14 protein-coding genes are annotated in these 19642 nt (G+C 71.7%); 13 read left to right on the top strand and 1 reads right to left on the bottom strand.

The annotated features are described in order from the left end of the window. The first annotated feature begins 119 nt into the window (after window positions 1–119). From ACZ3IG_RS22125 to ACZ3IG_RS22100, 6 genes are read left to right on the top strand one after another with little or no spacing between them, the layout of a single operon-like run. Window positions 120–1814, top strand: coding sequence for an extracellular solute-binding protein (locus ACZ3IG_RS22125; RefSeq protein ID WP_467434164.1), 1695 nt, complete (start codon window positions 120–122; stop codon window positions 1812–1814). A gap of 29 nt (window positions 1815–1843) precedes the next feature. Beyond that, window positions 1844–2869 (top strand): ABC transporter permease, encoded by a 1026-nt coding sequence (locus ACZ3IG_RS22120; protein WP_467434163.1) that lies wholly within the window; start codon window positions 1844–1846, stop codon window positions 2867–2869. Window positions 2870–2877: 8 nt separating this feature from the next. Further along, a complete protein-coding gene (locus ACZ3IG_RS22115) occupies window positions 2878–3810 on the top strand; it encodes a carbohydrate ABC transporter permease (RefSeq protein ID WP_467434161.1) in 933 nt (310 codons plus the stop codon). Then, window positions 3807–5780, top strand: a complete 1974-nt coding sequence (locus ACZ3IG_RS22110) for a beta-galactosidase (protein WP_467434160.1) — start codon at window positions 3807–3809, stop codon at window positions 5778–5780. The genes ACZ3IG_RS22115 and ACZ3IG_RS22110 overlap by 4 nt, the downstream gene beginning before the upstream one ends. Further along, window positions 5777–7966 carry a glycosyl hydrolase family 95 catalytic domain-containing protein gene (locus ACZ3IG_RS22105; protein WP_467434159.1) on the top strand — a complete coding sequence of 730 codons (2190 nt, stop codon included), beginning with the start codon at window positions 5777–5779 and terminating at the stop codon, window positions 7964–7966. Before ACZ3IG_RS22110 ends, ACZ3IG_RS22105 begins: the two co-directional genes overlap by 4 nt. A 37-nt stretch (window positions 7967–8003) precedes the next feature. Then, complete coding sequence (locus ACZ3IG_RS22100) at window positions 8004–8717, top strand: glycoside hydrolase family 12 protein (RefSeq protein ID WP_467434158.1); 714 nt, start codon at window positions 8004–8006, stop codon at window positions 8715–8717. A 16-nt stretch (window positions 8718–8733) separates the two neighbouring features. Here ACZ3IG_RS22100 and ACZ3IG_RS22095 read toward each other — a convergent pair whose 3' ends face one another. Continuing rightward, the gene (locus ACZ3IG_RS22095) at window positions 8734–9753 is read right to left on the bottom strand and encodes a LacI family DNA-binding transcriptional regulator (protein WP_467434156.1); all 1020 of its coding nucleotides are present in this window, start codon (window positions 9751–9753) and stop codon (window positions 8734–8736) included. A 311-nt stretch (window positions 9754–10064) separates the two neighbouring features. Between ACZ3IG_RS22095 and ACZ3IG_RS22090 the strand changes: the two genes are divergently transcribed. From ACZ3IG_RS22090 to ACZ3IG_RS22060, 7 genes are all read left to right on the top strand, one after another. Then, window positions 10065–12005, top strand: coding sequence for an acyl-CoA dehydrogenase family protein (locus ACZ3IG_RS22090; RefSeq protein WP_467434155.1), 1941 nt, complete (start codon window positions 10065–10067; stop codon window positions 12003–12005). 93 nt (window positions 12006–12098) lie between these two features. Next, the gene (dxr, locus tag ACZ3IG_RS22085) at window positions 12099–13355 is read left to right on the top strand and encodes a 1-deoxy-D-xylulose-5-phosphate reductoisomerase (RefSeq protein ID WP_467434154.1); all 1257 of its coding nucleotides are present in this window, start codon (window positions 12099–12101) and stop codon (window positions 13353–13355) included. An 8-nt stretch (window positions 13356–13363) separates the two neighbouring features. After that, complete coding sequence (locus ACZ3IG_RS22080) at window positions 13364–14656, top strand: M50 family metallopeptidase (RefSeq protein WP_467434358.1); 1293 nt, start codon at window positions 13364–13366, stop codon at window positions 14654–14656. Window positions 14657–14826: 170 nt separating this feature from the next. Then, a complete protein-coding gene (ispG, locus tag ACZ3IG_RS22075) occupies window positions 14827–15984 on the top strand; it encodes a flavodoxin-dependent (E)-4-hydroxy-3-methylbut-2-enyl-diphosphate synthase (RefSeq protein WP_467434152.1) in 1158 nt (385 codons plus the stop codon). A 208-nt stretch (window positions 15985–16192) separates the two neighbouring features. Beyond that, complete coding sequence (locus tag ACZ3IG_RS22070; RefSeq protein ID WP_467434151.1) at window positions 16193–17041, top strand: GNAT family N-acetyltransferase; 849 nt, start codon at window positions 16193–16195, stop codon at window positions 17039–17041. Window positions 17042–17074: 33 nt separating this feature from the next. Then, window positions 17075–17608: a GNAT family N-acetyltransferase gene (locus tag ACZ3IG_RS22065; protein ID WP_467434149.1), complete on the top strand. Its 534-nt coding sequence runs from the start codon at window positions 17075–17077 to the stop codon at window positions 17606–17608. Between the two features lie 75 nt (window positions 17609–17683). Beyond that, a complete protein-coding gene (locus ACZ3IG_RS22060) occupies window positions 17684–19387 on the top strand; it encodes a proline--tRNA ligase (RefSeq protein WP_467434148.1) in 1704 nt (567 codons plus the stop codon). Window positions 19388–19642 lie beyond the last annotated feature (255 nt).

Genomic DNA, 19642 nt, shown 5'->3' with positions numbered 1-19642 from the left:
GGGCCCGGTGGGCGCCTCCCGCCCCGCCCGCTCCACCCCCAGCTCAGCGAGTTCCACTCGAGACACCGCAGCCGACGGCCACCGCCGGGTGTCCTGGTGCGCCATGAAGGGTTGACGCAATGACGCCGAACGCCGCCTCCGCCGCCTCCGCGCCGAGCCGGAGAAGTTTCCTCGCCTCCTCGGCGGTCGCCGCCGCCGCGGTGGCGGGCGGGATGCCCCTGCTCAGCGCCTGCGGCGGCACGGACAGCGGCTCGCGCGAGGGCACGACCGCGGGCAAGGACGCCAAGAAGCTGCTGCCGGCCTATGTGGCCGGCACCGTGGTGAGCCCCGACATCCCGTCCAAGAACGGCTCGGCGATCGGCTTCACCAGCAAGCTCTCCGTCTCCGGCCTGAAGACCTCGGTGCCGGAGAAGCTCGGCAAGGGCGGCCAGGTCACCGTCATGTCCCCGTTCTGGGGCTCCCCGCCGAAGTCGGACAACGCCTACTACAAGGCGATGAACGACATGATCGGCGTCGACATCAAGTGGCAGAACCAGGACGGCAACACCTACGAGCAGAAGCTCGGCGCGGTCCTCGCCTCCAGCGACGTACCGGACGTGGTCGTCGTCCCCAGCTGGAACCTCAACGGCAAGATCCCCAGCGCCATCATCTCCAAGTTCGCCGACCTCGGCCCGTACCTGTCCGGCGACGCCGTCAAGGACTACCCAAACCTCGCCGCCATCCCCACCGACGCCTGGCAGCGCTCGATCTTCGGCGGCAAGCTGCGCGGCCTGCCCCAGCCCCAGCCGTACGTCACCGGACTCGTCCCCCTCTACCGGCAGGACGTCTTCGAGAAGGAGGGGTACGAAGTCCCCACCTCCTGCGCCGAGTTCATGGCGTGGGCCAAGGACGCCACCAACGCCAGGGCCAAGCGCTGGGCCTGCCTGGACATGAAGTGGACCGCCTTCCAGGCGTTCGGCGTGCTCTCCGCCAACGAGAAGCCGCTCGGCTGGAACCTGGTCGACGGCAAGATGGTCTGCCGCTTCGAGACCGACGAGTACCTCGAAGCACTGGAGTGGACCCGCAAGCTCTTCGCCGCCGGTGTCGTCCACCCCGACGCCGAACTCGGCAAGAGCCAGGCCACCGACCCTGGGCCCAAGTTCGCCAAGGGCGAGTTCCTCGTCTACGTCCAGAACATGAGCCAGTGGTGGAGCCGCACCGCCGAACAGGCCGCCCAGAACCCGGAATTCAAGATCTGGGGCATGGACATCTGGGGCCACGACGGCGGCGACCCGGTGCTCTGGGCCGAGCAGCCCGCCGGCATCTGGGCCTTCGTGAACAAGAAGGCGTCCGAGTCGGTGATCAAGGACGTGCTGGCCGCGGCCAACGTCACGGCGGCGCCGTACGGCACCAAGGAGTACATGGCCACCAACTACGGCGTCGAGGGCACCCACTACACCGTCGAGGACGGCGTCCCCACCAAGACCGACCAGGGCAACATCGACGTGATGAACGCCTACGTCATGCTGGCCGGCCCCGCCCCGACCGTCGCCCACCCCGACTTCCCCGAGGTCGCCAGGGGCCAGGTCGAGTGGCAGCAGCGGATGGGCGCCTTCACCAAGAAGTCCTCCTTCTACGGCATGCAGGTCACCGAGCCCTCCCGGTACACCAACCTCTCCAGCGACTTCGAACAGATGGAGGACGACTTCGTCCGGGGCCGCAAGAAGATGAGCGAGGTCCAGCAGGCCGTCTCGGAGTGGCGCAGCAAGGGCGGCGACAAGCTCCGCGACTGGTACAAGAAGCTGCTGGACGAGAACGGCTCGGCGGCGAGCTGACCGGCGCGGGCGAGGCGAGGAGAACGGCCGTGTCGAACAGCACGGTGCCTCGGAGCGGGACCGAGGCCCAGAAGAAGTCCCCGGCGGCGCCCGACGGCACCACCGGCCCCGAGAAGACCCCCTCCGGGAAAGTGAGCCTGCGCCTGCGCTTCAGACGCGACCGCGTCCTGCTGCTGATGGTGCTGCCGGCCCTTCTGCTGCTCCTGGTCTTCAACTACCTGCCGATCCTCGGCAACGTCGTCGCCTTCCAGGAGTACGACCCCTACATCAGCGACAACGGGATCGTCTCCATCCTGCACAGCCCCTGGGTGGGCCTGGAGAACTTCGAGCGGATCTTCGCGGACTCCGACTTCTGGAACGCCGTACAGAACACGCTGATCCTCTTCTTCTTCCAGCTCGTCCTCTTCTTCCCGATCCCGATCCTGCTCGCGCTGCTCATCAACAGCGTGGTCCGGCCCCGGGTCCGGGCGGTCTCCCAGGCCATCCTCTACCTGCCGCACTTCTTCTCCTGGGTGCTGGTCGTCGCCGTCTTCCAGCAGCTCTTCGGTGGCGCCGGCATCTTCTCCCAGCTGCTGCGCGAGCACGGCTACGACGGCCTGGACTTCATGACCGACCCGGACACCTTCGCGGTGCTGATCACCGCGCAGAGCGTCTGGAAGGACGCCGGCTGGGGGATCATCGTCTTCCTCGCCGCGCTCGCCTCGGTCAGCCCCGACCTGTACGAGGCCGCCGCGATGGACGGCGCGGGCCGCTGGCGCCGCATGTGGCACGTCACCCTGCCCGCGCTGCGCCCGGTGATCGCCCTGCTGCTGGTGCTCCGCGTCGGCGACGCGCTCACCGTCGGCTTCGAACAGATCCTGCTCCAACGCGACATGGTCGGGCCGGGCGCGGCCGAGGTGCTGGACACCTTCGTGTGGTGGAACGGCGTACGCAACCAGGACTTCGGGTACGCGGCGGCCGCCGGACTCGTCAAGGGCGTGGTCAGCCTCGGTCTGGTCCTCGCCGCGAACAAGGTGGCCCATCTCATGGGCGAGCAAGGGGTGTACAAGAAGTGACCGCCCTCATGGAGCAGACGACCCAGCAGACGGCCCCGCGGCACCGCTGGTCGGCCCCGCCCCGGCCGGCCTGGGAGGAGAAGCCCGGTCCGGCCGGGGTGGCGGGCAAGGGTCTCGCCCTGACGCTGGCCTGCCTGGCCATCCTCTTCCCGCTGTGGATCGTGATCGTCACCAGCCTGTCGTCGAGGAAGACCATCGACGAGGCCGGCGGCCTGGTCATGGTCCCCAAGGAGGTCACCTTCGTCGCCTACCAGGAGCTGCTCAGCGGCGGCCAGGTCACCCGCGCCGCCGTCATCAGCATCCTGATCACCCTGGTCGGCACGGCGTTCTCCATGACGGTCTCCGTGCTGTGCGCCTACGGCCTGTCCCGCACCGGCTCGCTCGGCCACCGCTGGATCCTGATGGTCCTGCTGGCCACCATGTTCTTCAGCGCCGGCCTCATCCCGACGTACCTGCTGGTGCAGTCCCTCGGCCTGACCGACACCTACCTCGCGCTGATCCTGCCGAGCGCGATCAGCGTCTTCAACATCCTGGTGCTGCGCGGCTTCTTCATGGGCATCTCCCAGGAGCTGATCGACAGCGCCCGCATCGACGGCGCCGGTGACCTCCGCATCCTGTGGAAGATCGTCATGCCGCTCTCCCGCGCGGTCCTCGCGGTGATCACCCTGTTCTACGCCGTCGGCTACTGGAGCGCCTGGTTCAACGCCTCCCTGTACCTGAACGACCAGGACATGATGCCGCTGCAGAACGTCATGATCCAGCTCGTGCAGAAGCAGGAGGCGCCGGTCGGCCTCGGCCAGGCCATCAAGACGGGCGAGCTGTCCGGCCTGGCCGTGCAGATGGCCGTGATGGTCATGGCACTGCTGCCGGTCGCGGTCCTCTCCCCGTTCGTCCAGCGGCACTTCAAGAAGGGCATGCTGACCGGGGCGGTGAAGGGGTGAGCCCGGACCTCGCCGCGGTGACCCGCGGCCGCCTCCTGTTCGGCGGCGACTACAACCCCGAGCAGTGGCCGGAGGAGACCTGGCAGGAGGACGTACGCCTCATGCGGGAGGCCGGCGTCAACTCCGTCACCGTCGGCGTCTTCTCCTGGGCCCGGCTCGAACCCCGCCCCGGCACCTACGAGTTCGGGTGGCTGGACCGGGTCATGGACCTGCTGCACGCGCACGGAGTCGGCGTCGTCCTCGCCACCCCCACCGCCTCGCCCCCGCCGTGGCTCGGGCACCTGCACCCGGAGACCCTCCCCGTGGACGAGGACGGCCGCACCGAGCACTGGGGCGGACGCCAGCACTTCTCGCACTCCAGCGCCGTCTACCGCCACCACGCCGCCGCCGTCACCGAGGCCCTGGCCGCCCGCTACGCCGGCCACCCCGCCCTCACGATGTGGCACATCAACAACGAGTACTGCACCTACGACCACGGCGACGAGGCCGCCGCCCGCTTCCGCGCCTGGCTCCGGCGCCGGTACGGCACCCTCGACGCCCTCAACACCGCCTGGGGCACCGCGTTCTGGAGCCAGGGCTACGGCGACTGGCAGGAGGTCCTGCCCCCGCGCCGCACCCACTACCTCAAGAACCCCACCCAGGTGCTGGACTTCCGGCGCTTCACCTCCGACATGCTCCTGGAGTGCTGCACCGCCGAGCGCGACATCGTCCGCCGGCACACCCCGCACCTCCCGGTCACCACCAACTTCATGCCGCTCTTCTTCGGCCAGGACGGCTGGCGCTGGGCCGAGGAGGAGGACGTCGTCTCCGTCGACCTCTACCCCGACCCGCGCGACCCGCTGGGCGCGCAGGAGGGCGCCCTGATCCAGGACCTCACCCGGTCCCAGGCCCGGGGCGGCCCCTGGATGGTCATGGAACAGGCGACGGGCGCGGTCGGCTGGCGCGACGTCGACCAGCCCAAGCCGCGCGGCCTGAACCGCCTGTGGTCGCTCCAGGCGGTCGCCCGGGGCGCGGACGCCGTCTGCTACTTCCAGTGGCGGCAGTCCCGGCAGGGCGCCGAGAAGTTCCACTCCGCGATGGTCGGCCACGCCGGCCCACGCGGCCGGGCCTTCCAGGAGGTCCGCCGGCTCGGCGCCGACCTGGCCCGGCTCGCCCCCCACGTCTGCGGCACCCGCGTCACCGCCGGCGCCGCCGTCCTGCACGACTGGCACTCCTGGTGGGCCGGCAGCCAGCAGGCCCGCCCCTTCGAGCGGGCCGACCTGCCCGTGGTCCTGCGCGCCTGGCACCGCGCCCTGTGGGAGGCCCACCTCACCACCGACCTCGCCCACCCCGAGCACGACCTGAGCCGCTACCGCCTGGTCGTCGTCCCCCAGCTCTACCTCCTCACCGACACCGCGGTCGACAACCTCGTCGCGTACGTGCACGGCGGCGGCACCCTCGTCTGCGGCTTCCTCACCGGCGTCGCCGACCAGGACGACCGGGTACGCCCCGGCGCGATGGACGCCCGCCTGCGCGACCTCTTCGGCATCCGCGTCCTGCACGAGTGGTGGCCCCTGGCCGAGGGCGAGACCGTCGGCTGCGACGGCTTCCGCGGCACCCTGTGGTCGGAGGAACTGGAACCCGACGGCACCGCCGACGAGACCGTCCCCTACCGGGGCGGCGAACTCGACGGACTGCCCGCCGTCCTGAACAAGGGCCGCGCCTGGTACGTCTCCACCCTCCCGGAACCCGAGGCGCTGCGCGGCCTGCTCGCGGGCATCGCCGCCGACGCCGGCGTCCGCCCGGTCCTGGACCGCGTCCCGGCGGGCGTCGAGGCGGTCCGCCGCGGCGGCCTGCTGTTCCTGCTCAACCACGGCCGCGATCCGGTGACCGTCGACGTCCCCGGCACCCACCGCGACCTGCTCACCGACGAGGCGGTCACGGACCGGGCGGAGCTGGACCGGTACGGAGTGCGGGTGCTCGCCCCATGACCGCCGCCCCCGTCCACGGCACCTGGGAACCCGCCCCCGCCGCCCGCTGGGAGGACGCCTTCCTCACCGGCAACGGCCACCACGGCGCCCTGGTCCTCGGCGATCCGTACGACGACCGGGTGATCGTCACCCACCACACCCTCGTCCGCCCCAATGGCGGGGAGCACGCCCGGCCCCCGGAGCTGGCCGCCGCCCTGCCCGCGCTGCGGCGGCGGCTGCTGGCCGGTGACGTCACCGCCGCCGAGGAGTTCACCGACGGCCGCCCCCTCCAGTGGGTGCAGCCCTTCCACCCCGCCTTCCAGCTCCGCCTGCGCCGCCCGCCCGGCGCCGACCACGCCTACCGCCGCACCGTCGACTTCGCCACCGGCGAGACCACCGCCACCGCCGGCGGCTGGACCAGCCGCGTCTTCGTCTCCCGTGCCGACGACGTCATCGTCCAGCAGGTCACCGCCCCGCACCTCACCCTCGACCTCGCCCTGGACCACCGCCTGCCCGGGGTGCCCGCCGCACTCGGCGTCGGCCACGGCGCCGTCCGCACCCGCGAGGGCGCCGTCCTGAGCCTGCGCGCCCGCTACCCGGACAGCGACCGCGCGTACACCGGCGTCACCGTGGCCGCCGTCACCGGCGGCAGCACCGCGCTGGTCCCGCCGGGCCTGCTCGTCGAGCGCGCCGAGTCGCTGCTGCTCCTGACCCGGGTGCGCCGGCACACCGGGGAACTCGACGTGCACGCCGAGTCCCGCGCCCTCGGCGACCTGATGACCGGCCGCACCTACGAGGACCTCCTCGACCGCCACCTGCCGCACCACCGCACCGCCTACGAGCGCGTCACCCTGGACCTCGCCGCCGCCCCCGCCGACCGCGCGCTGCCCGGCTCCGCACTCCTCGGCCGCCCCGGCAGCCCGGCGCTCCTGGAGCGCCTCTTCGCCGCCGGCCGCTACCACCAGCTCTCCGCCTCCGGCCTGCTCCCGCCCCGCCTCACCGGCCTGTGGACCGGCGACTGGGACACCGCCTGGTCCGGCGCGTTCACCACCAACGCCAACCTCAACCTCCAGACCGCCTCCGCCGCCGCTGCCGCCCTCCCCGAGGTCACCGAGGCGCACGCCGCCCTGGTCCACCGGCAACGGGGGCACTGGCGGGAGAACGCCCGCGCGCTCTTCGGCGCCCGGGGCATCGTCGCGCCGTCCCACACCGACGGCGAGAACGGGCACGCGTACCACTTCAGCCGCGAGTACCCCCTGCACCTGTGGACGGCCGGCGCCGACTGGCTGCTCAAGCCCCTCGTCGACCACGACGAGACCCACGGCACCCGCGACCCCCGCACCGCCGAGGCGCTCGCCGAAGTCGCCCAGTTCTACGAGGACTTCCTCACGGAGACCGAGGAGGGGCACGTGACGGTCGTCCCGTCCTACTCGCCGGAGAACCGCCCCGCCAACGCGAGCTGGGGGACCATCGACGCGGCGATGGACCTCTCGGCGGCCCGGCACGCCCTGCTGGCCGCCGCCGACTACCACCCCGAGCACGCCGCCCGCTGGCGCGCGCTGGCCGACCGGCTGCCGCCGCACCGGATCAACGCCGACGGCGCCCTCGCCGAGTGGGCCCGGGAGGGCCTCGACGACACCTACGACCACCGCCACCTCAGCCACCTCTACGGCGTCTGGCCGCTGGAGGAGATCACCCCGTACGACACCCCGGAGCTGGCGGCGGCGGCCCACCGCGCCCTGGAACTGCGCGGCGCCGAGAACGACTCGGCCCACGGCCACCTCCACCACGCGCTGGTCGCGGCCCGCCTGCGCGACGGCGAGCGGGTCGCGCACGCCCTGGGCGCGGTGCTGGAGGGCGACTACTTCCACACCTCCCTGATGAGCGCGCACTACCCGCGCCGGGACGTCTACAACGCCGACGCGGCGCACACCCTGCCCGCCGTGCTCATCGACATGCTGGTGCAGTCCACCCCCACCCGCCTGGTCCTGCTGCCCGCCCTGCCCGCCGCCCTCCCGGCGGGCGGACTGCGTGGCGTCCGCACCCGGTTCGGCGCCACGCTCGACCTCACCTGGACCCCCGAGGCCACCACCGCCGTCGTCCGGCCCGGCCGGACCGTACGCGTCGAACTGAGGACTTCCTCCGGCACCGAGCCGCTCGACCTCACCGCCGGAGAAGACCGCGTCCTCCACCTGAGGACGCGGTGACCGCACCGTCCCCCCCCACCCATGGAAGGGAACGACCATGGCACGACGCACACCGCTCGGACTCCCCAAGGCGCTGCTGGCCCCGGCGCTCGCCCTCGGCGCCACCGTCGGCCTCGCCGCCGCCCCCGCGGAGGCCGCCGTCTGGAACTCCTGCGACCAGTGGGGCAACACCACGCTGAACGGCTACATCCTCTACAACAACATCTGGGGCTCCGGCGCCGGCAGCCAGTGCGTGTGGGCCAACTCCGGCACCAACTGGGGCGTCTGGGCCGACCACCCCAACACCGGCGGCATCAAGTCGTACCCCAACAGCAAGAAGGTGATCAACAAGCCGATCACCTCCCTGACCTCCCTCACCAGCAGCTACAACGTCACGGTCCCGTCCTCCGGCGCGTACAACACCTCGTACGACATCTGGGACACCGACTACGACCACGAGATCATGCTCTGGGTCAACCACAACGGCGCCGTCGGCCCGCTCGGCACCTCCCAGGGGACCGTCACCCTCGGCGGCCACACCTGGAACGTGTACAAGGGCGACAACGGCGCCAACGCGGTCTACTCGTTCCTGCGCACCTCCGACTCCACCGCCGGGACCGTGAACATCCTCCCGGTGCTGAAGTGGATCAAGGACACCAAGGGCTGGATAGGGAACGAGACCATCGGCGACGTGCAGTTCGGCTACGAGATCACCTCGTCGGCCGGCGGCCTCGACTTCGTCACCAACAACCTGACGGTCAGCGGCGGTTGATCCACCGCACCCCGGGTCAGGGGCCGGTCCAGCCGGGGGCCGGCCCCGAACTCGCGCGCACCGTCAGCTCCGGCGGCAGCAGCACCACCTCGTCGCTGCCGCGCCCGCCGAGCTTGGCCACCAGCTGCTCCACGGCATGCCGGCCCATCTCCTGGGCGGGCACGGCGACCGACGTCAGCCGCACCGACGCCTGCACGGCGACCTGCTCGGGGCAGACCGCCACCACCGACACGTCCTCCGGCACCGCCCGCCCCCGCTGCCGCAGCAGCGCGAGCAGCGGTTCCACCGCCGCCTCGTTCTGCACGACGAACCCCGTGGTGCCGGGGCGCTCGTCGAAGATCCGGGAGAGGGTCAGGGCCATCGCGTCGTACCCGCCCTCGAACGGCCGGTGCAGCAGCCGCAGCCCCAGCTCCCGGGCCCGCGCGCGCAGCCCCTCCAGAGTTCGCTCGGCGAACCCGGTGTGCCGCTCGTAGACCCCCGGCGCCTCGCCGATGACGGCGACGTCCCGGTGGCCCAGCGACGCCAGGTGCTCGACGCACAGCGCGCCGGTCGCCCGGAAGTCGAGGTCGACGCAGGTCAGTCCGGAGGTGTCGGCGGGCAGTCCGATCAGCACCGACGGCTGGTGGGTGGCGCGCAGCAACGGCAGCCGCTCGTCGTCGAGTTCGACGTCCATGACGATCATCGCCTCGGCCAGCCCGCTGCCGGTGACGCGGCGCACCGCGTCGGGCCCCTCCTCGCCGGTGAGCAGCAGCACGTCGTACCCGTGGGCGCGCGCGGCGGTCGCCACCGCGATGGCGATCTCCATCATCACCGGTACGTACATGTCGGTGCGCAGCGGGATCATCAGCGCGATGATGTTCGACCGGCTGCTGGCCAGGGCGCGGGCGCCGGCGTTCGGGTGGTAGCCCAGCTCCCGGATGCTCTCCTCGACCCGCTGCCGGGTGGTGCTGGAGATGGACCGCTTGCCGCTGAGGACATAACTCACCGTGCTCGCCGAGACTCCGGCGTGCTGGGCGACCTCGGCGAGGGTGACCATCCGGCTCTCCAAGCGTGGTGAAGCGCTTCGACAAGCGCGTGTAACGGATCAGGGTGGGGCGAGGGTGATCCGACACTAGCCCCAGGAACAGTGGGGTGTCCATACGTCGTCGCGCGCGTCGAAGCGCTTCAACACACTCCTGTCGGCGGAGGGCGGGCAACGGCTCGTCGCGGGGCGCGCTCCCGTCCGGTCATCGTCCGAACGGCCGCACGCGGGGTGGCCGGGACGTCCGTAATCGGGTACATACGAACGGGTAGCACCGATCAGTAACGTACATCCCCCCTACGTGCCGAGACGCGGCGAGGTGCCTCATGTCCGCACCGACCACCCCATCCTCCCGACCCACCGTCACCGAACGCGAGGCCCGCCAGGTCGCGGAGGCGGCCCGCGACCAGGACTGGCGCAAGCCCAGCTTCGCCAAGGAGCTGTTCCTCGGCCGCCTCCGCCTCGACCTCATCCACCCCCACCCGCTCCCGGACGGCGAAGCCGTCCGCCGCGGCGAGAAGTTCCTCGCCGAGCTGCGCGACTTCTGCGAGACGCGGATCGACGGCGCCGTCATCGAGCGGGACGCCCGCATCCCCGACGAGGTCATCGCCGGGCTGAAGGAACTGGGCGCCTTCGGCATGAAGATCGACACCAAGTACGGCGGCCTGGGCCTGACCCAGGTGTACTACAACAAGGCCCTCGCCCTGGTGGGTACCGCCAACGCCTCGGTCGGCGCCCTGCTCTCCGCCCACCAGTCGATCGGCGTACCGCAGCCGCTGAAGCAGTTCGGCACCGAGGAGCAGAAGGAGAAGTTCCTGCCGCGCTGCGCCCGCACCGACATCTCCGCCTTCCTGCTGACCGAGCCCGACGTCGGCTCCGACCCGGCCCGCCTCGCCACCACGGCCGTACCGGACGGGGACGATTACGTACTGGACGGCGTGAAGCTGTGGACCACCAACGGGGTCGTCGCCGATCTCCTCGTCGTCATGGCCCGCGTCCCGAAGTCCGAGGGCCACCGGGGCGGCATCACCGCCTTCGTCGTGGAGACCGCCTCCGAGGGCGTCACCGTCGAACACCGCAACGCCTTCATGGGCCTGCGCGGCCTGGAGAACGGCGTCACCCGCTTCCACCGGGTCCGCGTCCCGGCGGCGCACCGCATCGGCCCCGAGGGCGCCGGCCTCAAGATCGCCCTGACCACCCTCAACACCGGCCGCCTCTCCCTGCCCGCGATGTGCGTCGGCGCCGGCAAATGGTGCCTGAAGATCGCCCGTGAGTGGTCCGGGGTCCGCGAGCAGTGGGGCAAGCCGGTCGCGCTGCACGAGGCGGTCGGCGCGAAGATCTCCTTCATCGCGGCCACCACCTTCGCCCTGGAGGCCGTGGTCGACCTCTCCTCGCAGATGGCCGACGAGAACCGCAACGACATCCGCATCGAAGCCGCCCTCGCCAAGCTCTACGGCTCCGAGGCGGCCTGCCTGATGGCCGACGAACTCGTCCAGATCCGCGGCGGACGCGGCTTCGAGACCGCCGCCTCCCTCGCCGCCCGCGGCGAACGCGCGGTCCCCGCCGAGCAGATGCTGCGCGACCTGCGCATCAACCGCATCTTCGAGGGCTCCACCGAGATCATGCACCTGCTGATCGCGCGCGAGGCGGTCGACGCCCACCTCTCCGTCGCGGGCGACCTGATCGACCCGGACAAGTCCCTGTCCGACAAGGCGCGGGCGGGCGCGCGGGCGGGCGCCTTCTACGCCGGATGGCTCCCGAGACTGCTGACCGGACCGGGCCAGCTCCCCACCTCGTACAGCGACTTCAAACACGAGGTCGACCTGTCGGGACACCTGCGCTACGTCGAGCGCACCGCCCGCAAACTCGCCCGCTCCACCTTCTGGGCGATGTCCCGCTGGCAGGGCCGGATGGAGACCAAGCAGGGCTTCCTCGGCCGGATCGTCGACATCGGCGCCGAACTCTTCGCCATGTCCGCCGCCTGCGTCCGCGCCGAGCTGCTCCGCTCCCGCGACGACCACGGCCGCGAGGCGTACCAGCTCGCCGACGTCTTCTGCCGCCAGGCCCGCATCCGCGTCGAGGAACTCTTCGGCCGGCTGTGGACCAACACCGACGACCTTGACCGCAAGGTCGTCACGGGTGTCCTGTCCGGCACCTACGAGTGGCTGGAGCACGGCGTCGTCGACCCCTCGGGCGAGGGTCCGTGGATCGCCGACGCGACGCCCGGGGCCAGTACGAAACCGAACGTCCACCGTCCCATCAGGTGAGACGCGCCTCAGCGCGCCCCCGGGCGGCGGCCCCGCCACCCGCCCGAGGGACGCGCTGTCCTGCCGGTGGGCGGTTGAGGCAACAATGGGGGGATGACCGACAGCCCTGCCCCCCTCGCCGACCCGCACCTCGTCTACGACCCCGTGGCGGGAGACGGCGCGAAGGACGTGGTGATCCTCGGCTCCACCGGGTCGATCGGGACCCAGGCCATCGATCTCGTCCTGCGCAACCCGGACCGCTTCCGGGTCACCGGCCTGTCCGCCAACGGCGGCCGGGTCGCCCTCCTCGCCGAGCAGGCCCACCGGCTGCGGGTCCGCACCGTCGCCGTCGCCCGCGAGGACGTCGTACCGGAGCTGCGCGAGGCCCTGCGGGCGCGGTACGGCACGGGGGAGCCGCTTCCCGAGATCCTCGCCGGCCCGGACGCCGCCACCCAGCTCGCCGCCTCCGACTGCCACACCGTCCTCAACGGCATCACCGGTTCCATCGGCCTCGCCCCCACCCTCGCCGCCCTGGAGGCGGGCCGCACCCTCGCGCTCGCCAACAAGGAGTCGCTCATCGTGGGCGGCCCGCTGGTCAAGGCCCTCGCCAAGCCCGGCCAGATCATCCCCGTCGACTCCGAGCACGCCGCCCTCTTCCAGGCCGTCGCCGCCGGCACCCGCGCCGACGTCCGCAAGCTCGTCGTCACCGCCTCCGGCGGCCCCTTCCGGGGACGTACCAGGGAGCAGCTCGCCGCCGTCACCGTCGAGGACGCCCTCGCCCACCCCACCTGGGCCATGGGCCCGGTCATCACCATCAACTCCGCGACCCTCGTCAACAAGGGCCTGGAGGTCATCGAGGCCCACCTCCTCTACGACATCCCCTTCGACCGCATCGAGGTCGTCGTCCACCCCCAGTCCTACGTCCACTCGATGGTCGAGTTCACCGACGGCTCCACGCTCGCCCAGGCCACGCCCCCCGACATGCGCGGCCCCATCGCCATCGGCCTCGGCTGGCCCGAGCGGGTGCCCGACGCCGCCCCCGCCTTCGACTGGAGCAAGGCGTCCACCTGGGAGTTCTTCCCCCTCGACAACGAGGCGTTCCCCTCGGTGAACCTGGCCCGCCGCGTCGGAGAGCTCGCGGGAACCGCCCCGGCGGTGTTCAATGCCGCCAACGAGGAGTGCGTCGAGGCGTTCCGCTCCGGGGCGCTGTCGTACCTCGGCATCATCGAGACCGTCACACGGGTGGTCGACGAACACGGCACACCGTCCACGGGAACTTCGCTGACCGTCGCGGACGTCCTCGAAGCGGAGACCTGGGCGCGCACCCGGGCCCGGGAACTGGCGGCACAAGCGGCGGAGGCCCGTGCATGACGACCCTGATGTTCATCCTCGGCATAGTCGTCTTCGCGGTCGGCCTGCTGTTCTCCATCGCCTGGCACGAGCTGGGCCACCTGTCCTGGGCGAAGCTCTTCGGCATCCGTGTGCCCCAGTACATGGTCGGCTTCGGCCCCACGCTCTTCTCCCGCAAGAAGGGCGAGACCGAGTACGGCATCAAGGCCATCCCGTTCGGCGGCTACATCCGCATGATCGGCATGTTCCCGCCCGGCCCCGACGGCAAGCTGGAGGCCCGCTCCACCTCACCGTGGCGCGGCATGATCGAGGACGCCCGCTCGGCCGCCTTCGAGGAGCTCCGGCCCGGCGACGAGAACCGCCTCTTCTACACGCGCAAGCCGTGGAAGCGGGTCATCGTCATGTTCGGCGGCCCGTTCATGAACCTGGTCCTCGCGGTGGCGCTGTTCCTCATCGTCCTGATGGGCTTCGGCATCTCCCAGCAGACCACCACGGTCAGCTCGGTCTCCCAGTGCGTGATCTCCCAGTCCGAGAACCGGGACAAGTGCACCGACGCCGACGCGCCCTCCCCGGCCGCCGCGGCCGGGCTCAAGGCCGGCGACAAGATCCTCTCCTTCGATGGCGTGGCCACCGACAAGTGGGACGAGCTGTCCGACCTGATCCGCGCCAACCCCGGCGAGACCGTCCCGATCGTCGTCGAGCGCGGCGGCGAGGACGTCACCCTGCACGCCGAGATCGCCACCAACAAGGTCGCCAAGAAGGACGGCAGCGGCGGCTACGTCCAGGGCGAGTACGTCACCGCCGGCTTCCTCGGCTTCAGCGCCGCCACCGGCATCGTCAAGCAGGACTTCGGGGACTCCGTGGTCTGGATGGGCGACCGGATCGGCGACGCCGTCGACTCCCTCGCCGCCCTGCCCAGCAAGATCCCCGCGCTGTGGGACGCCGCGTTCGGCGACGGCCCGCGCGAGCCCGACTCCCCGATGGGCGTGGTCGGCGCCGCCCGGGTCGGCGGCGAGATCTTCACCCTGGACATCCCGCCCACCCAGCAACTGGCGATGGCCGTGATGCTGGTGGCCGGCTTCAACCTCTCCCTCTTCCTGTTCAACATGCTCCCGCTGCTGCCGCTCGACGGCGGCCACATCGCGGGCGCCCTGTGGGAGTCCCTGCGCCGCAACCTCGCCAAGGTCCTGCGCCGCCCCGACCCCGGCCCGTTCGACGTGGCGAAGCTCATGCCGGTGGCCTACGTGGTGGCGGGCGTCTTCGTCTGCTTCACGCTCCTCGTACTCATCGCGGACGTCGTCAACCCCGTGAGAATCTCCTAGTCACTCCCGCTTCGAAGGCGGCCCGGCACGCGTGTGCCGGGCCGCCTTCCTTCGAGTGCGTTTACGACGGCAGGATGTGCCCGGCCCCAGCCCGGTGCCGTAATCTCGGGGATCGGAGCCCGCCGCTGACGGGACCGGACCTTGATCCACGACTTGGGGTTGCACAGCAGATGACTGCGATTTCTCTCGGCATGCCGTCCGTTCCGACCAGGCTCGCCGAGCGCCGGAAGAGCCGGCAGATCCAGGTCGGCTCGGTGGCCGTGGGCGGCGACGCGCCCGTGTCGGTGCAGTCGATGACCACGACGCGCACCTCGGACATCGGCGCCACCCTCCAGCAGATCGCCGAGCTGACCGCGTCCGGCTGCCAGATCGTGCGGGTGGCCTGCCCGACGCAGGACGACGCCGACGCGCTGCCCGTCATCGCGCGCAAGTCGCAGATCCCGGTCATCGCCGACATCCACTTCCAGCCCAAGTACGTCTTCGCCGCCATCGAGGCCGGCTGCGCCGCGGTCCGGGTCAACCCGGGCAACATCAAGCAGTTCGACGACAAGGTCAAGGAGATCGCCCAGGCCGCCAGGGACCACGGCACCCCGATCCGCATCGGTGTCAACGCGGGCTCCCTGGACCGCCGCCTGCTCCAGAAGTACGGCAAGGCGACGCCCGAGGCGCTCGCCGAGTCCGCGCTGTGGGAGGCGTCGCTCTTCGAGGAGCACGGCTTCCGGGACATCAAGATCTCCGTCAAGCACAACGACCCGGTCGTCATGGTCGAGGCCTACCGGCAGCTCGCCGCCCAGTGCGACTACCCGCTGCACCTCGGTGTCACCGAGGCCGGCCCCGCCTTCCAGGGCACGATCAAGTCGGCCGTGGCCTTCGGCGCCCTGCTCTCCCAGGGCATCGGCGACACGATCCGGGTCTCCCTGTCCGCCCCGCCGGTCGAGGAGATCAAGGTCGGCATCCAGATCCTGGAGTCGCTCAACCTCCGCCAGCGCGGCCTGGAGATCGTCTCCTGCCCGTCCTGCGGCCGCGCCCAGGTCGACGTCTACAAGCTGGCCGAGGAGGTCACCGCCGGTCTGGAGGGCATGGAGGTCCCGCTGCGCGTCGCCGTCATGGGCTGCGTGGTCAACGGCCCCGGCGAGGCCCGCGAGGCCGACCTCGGCGTCGCCTCCGGCAACGGCAAGGGGCAGATCTTCGTCAAGGGCGAGGTCATCAAGACCGTCCCCGAGTCCAAGATCGTCGAGACCCTCATCGAGGAAGCGCTGAAGATCGCCGAGCAGATGCAGGCGGACGGCGTCGAGTCGGGCGAGCCGTCGGTGGCGGTCGCCGGTTGACGCTGGCCGGCCGTGAACGGCCCGTCCGGCGATCGAGGACGAGGCCCGTTCAGGGCCGGCCGCGGGGGCGCGGGGGCGGCGGCCCCCGCACGGCCCGGCAGCCGGCAGCCACCGGCAGGGCAACGGCAATGGGAACACGGGGCGACGCCACCAAGCCTCCGCGGGTACAGTGCGGAGATCAGCAGACCCAAGGGTGAGGGCCCCGCACGTGTTGACGCAGACCACCTCCCGGGTCCTCGAACCGAGCGACCTGAACGCCGCGCTCGCCGTCCTCGACCGCGAGCCGGTCGCGAACGCCTTCGTGACGTCCCGGGTACGGGTCGCCGGCCTCGACCCGTGGCGGCTCGGCGGCGAGATGTGGGGCTGGTACGAGGACGGCATGCTGACGTCCCTGTGCTACGCGGGCGCCAACCTCGTCCCCATCTGCGCCACCCCGCGCGCCGTCCGCGCCTTCGCCGACCGCGCCCGCCGGGCCGGCCGCCGCTGCTCCTCCATCGTCGGCCCCGCCGACCCCACCACCCAGCTGTGGCGGCTGCTCGAACCCACCTGGGGCCCGGCCCGCGAGGTCCGGCGCCGCCAGCCCCTCATGGTCACCGACCGCATGCCCGCCCGCATCGCCCCCGACCCGCACGTCCGCCGCGTCCGCAAGGACGAGATGGACGCCCTCATGCCGGCCTGCGTGGCGATGTTCACCGAGGAGGTCGGCATCTCCCCGCTGGCCGGCGACGGCGGCCTGCTCTACCAGGCCAGAGTCGCCGAACTCGTCGGCGCCGGCCGCTCCTTCGCCCGCTTCGACACCGAAGGCAAGGTCGTCTTCAAGGCCGAGATCGGCGCCGCCACCGACCGCGCCTGCCAGATCCAGGGCGTCTGGGTGGCCCCCGAACACCGCGGCCGGGGCCTCGCCGCCCCCGGCATGGCCGCGGTCCTGCGCTACGCCCTGGCGGACATCGCCCCGGTCGCCAGCCTCTACGTCAACGACTTCAACACGGCGGCCAGAAGGACGTACCGCCGCGTCGGCTTCGAAGAGGTCGGCGCCTTCATGAGCGTCCTGTTCTGAAACGCGTCCCGAGGCCCCCTGTAGGCTCCGCGCATGGACGCAGTGATCGGCCCCCTGGACCTCGCCGCCCACGTCGACGAAGCCCTCGCGGTCCAAGCCGCCGCCTTCGGCCTGGGCCCCGACGAGGTGGCCGTCCGCCGCCAGATCGTCCTGCGCCACATGACCCACCCCGGGGCCCGCGCCCTCGGCGCGACCACCCCCGAAGGGCGCCTGGCCGGCTTCGTCTACGGCATGCCCAACGACCGCGCCCACTGGTGGTCCACGATCGTCGAGCCGTACCTGCGCGCCCAGGGCAACGACGCCTGGCTGGACGACTCCTTCGTCATCACCGAACTCCACGTGCACCCCGCGCACCAGAACCTCGGTGTGGGCCGCGCCCTGATCACCGCCATCACCGACGGCGCCGCCGAACCCCGCTCGATCCTCTCCGCGATCGACACCGAGAGCCCCGCCCGCGGCCTGTACCGCTCCCTCGGCTACCGGGACCTCGCCCGCCAGGTCCTCTTCCCCAGCGCCCCCAAGCCGTACGCCGTGATGGGCGCCCCCCTCCCGTTGCTGCGGCGATAACCGATTTCCACCACCCCGGACCGCCCGGCTAACCTCGTTCGTCATCACCCTTACTTCGCAGGAGACACGAGAACCATGGCGAACGCACCGGTCCAGCGCATGTCGAAGGTATTGGCGAAGACGCTGCGCGACGACCCGGCCGACGCCGAGGTCCTCAGCCACAAGCTGCTGGTCCGCGCCGGCTACGTCCGCCGCACCGCCGCCGGCCTGTGGAGCTGGCTGCCGCTCGGCAAGAAGGTCCTGGCCAACGTGGAGCGCGTCGTCCGCGAGGAGATGGACGCCATCGGCGCCCAGGAGGTGACCCTCCCCTCACTGCTGCCCCGCGAGCCCTACGAGGCCACCGGCCGCTGGGAGGAGTACGGCCCCGAACTCTTCCGCCTCCAGGACCGCAAGGGCGGCGACTACCTGCTCGGCCCCACCCACGAGGAGATCTTCACCCTGCTGGTGAAGGACCAGGCGTCCTCCTACAAGGACCTGCCCGTCATCCTCTACCAGATCGCCAACAAGTACCGTGACGAGGCCCGCCCCCGGGCCGGCATCCTGCGCGGCCGCGAGTTCCTGATGAAGGACTCCTACTCCTTCGACACCGCCGACGAGGGCCTCGCCGAGTCCTACGCCCTGCACCGCGCCGCCTACCAGCGCATCTTCGAGCGCCTGGGCCTGGACTACCGCATCTGCGCCGCCACCGCCGGCGCGATGGGCGGCTCCAAGTCGGAGGAGTTCCTGGCCCCCGCCGAGGCCGGCGAGGACACCTTCGCCGACTGCCCGAACTGCGACTACGCCGCCAACACCGAGGCGATCACCTTCGAGCTGAAGCCGGCCGACGCCGCGGGGGTGCCCGCCCTGGAGGAGATCCCCACCCCCGACACCCCCACCATCGAGACCCTCGCCGCCTCCCTCGGCGTCCCGGCCTCCGCCACCCTGAAGAACCTGCTGGTCAAGGTGGACGGTGAGATCGTCGCCGTGGGCGTGCCCGGTGACCGCGAGGTCGACCTGGACAAGGTCGAGGCGCACTTCGCGCCCGCCGCCGTCGAACTGGTCACCGCCGAGGACTTCGTGGGCCGCCCCGACCTGGTCCGCGGCTACGTCGGCCCGCAGGGCCTGGGCGAGAAGGTGACGTACATCGCCGACCCCCGCGTGGCGCCGGGCACCGCGTGGATCACGGGCGCCAACAAGGAGCACACCCACGCCAGGAACGTCGTCGCCGGCCGTGACTTCGAGGTCGACGCGTACGTCGACGTCGTCGTCGTGCAGGAGGGCGACCCCTGCCCGAAGTGCGGCACCGGCCTCAAGCTGGACCGCGCCATCGAGATCGGCCACATCTTCCAGCTGGGCCGCAAGTACGCCGACGCCCTCAAGCTCGACGTCCTCGGCCAGAACGGCAAGCCCGTCCGCGTCACCATGGGCTCCTACGGCATCGGCGTCTCCCGCGCGGTGGCCGCCCTCGCCGAGCAGCACGCCGACGACAAGGGCCTGATCTGGTCCAAGGAGGTCGCACCGGCCGACGTGCACGTGGTCGCCGCCGGCAAGGCCCTCCAGACCGAGCTGGCCCTGGACATCTCGGAGAAGCTCGCCGCCGCCGGCGTCCGCGTCCTGGTCGACGACCGGGCCGGGGTCTCCCCGGGCGTGAAGTTCACCGACGCGGAGCTGATCGGCGTACCGCAGATCCTGGTCGCGGGCCGGCGCTCCGCCGAGGGCGTCGTCGAACTCAAGGACCGCCGCACGGGCGAGCGCGAGGAAGTAACGGTGGAAGAGGCCCTCACCCGCCTCACCGGCTGACCGCCGACCGCGCCGGGGCGCCACAGCTCCCCGGCGCGGCCACGGACGGACGTCGGCCGCGGGCGGACAGCCGCGTACGGCGGAAAGGGGAAACGGGGTGGGGGGTGTCCGCCCGCAGCGGCTGACGCGTCAACCCGCCGCACCCCCGTAGGAGACCGATTCCGCGCCGTTCCGAGGACGGACACCCCCCACCCCGGCCCCGACCACGCACCGCACCCTGGGCGCTACGCGCACCCCCACCGGCCGGCCACGGGC

It is taken from the genome of Streptomyces sp. NPDC016677 (genome assembly GCF_055562815.1).
The sequence above is the reverse complement of the archived record's forward strand: the minus strand, read 5'-3'. Positions and strand labels throughout refer to the sequence as shown.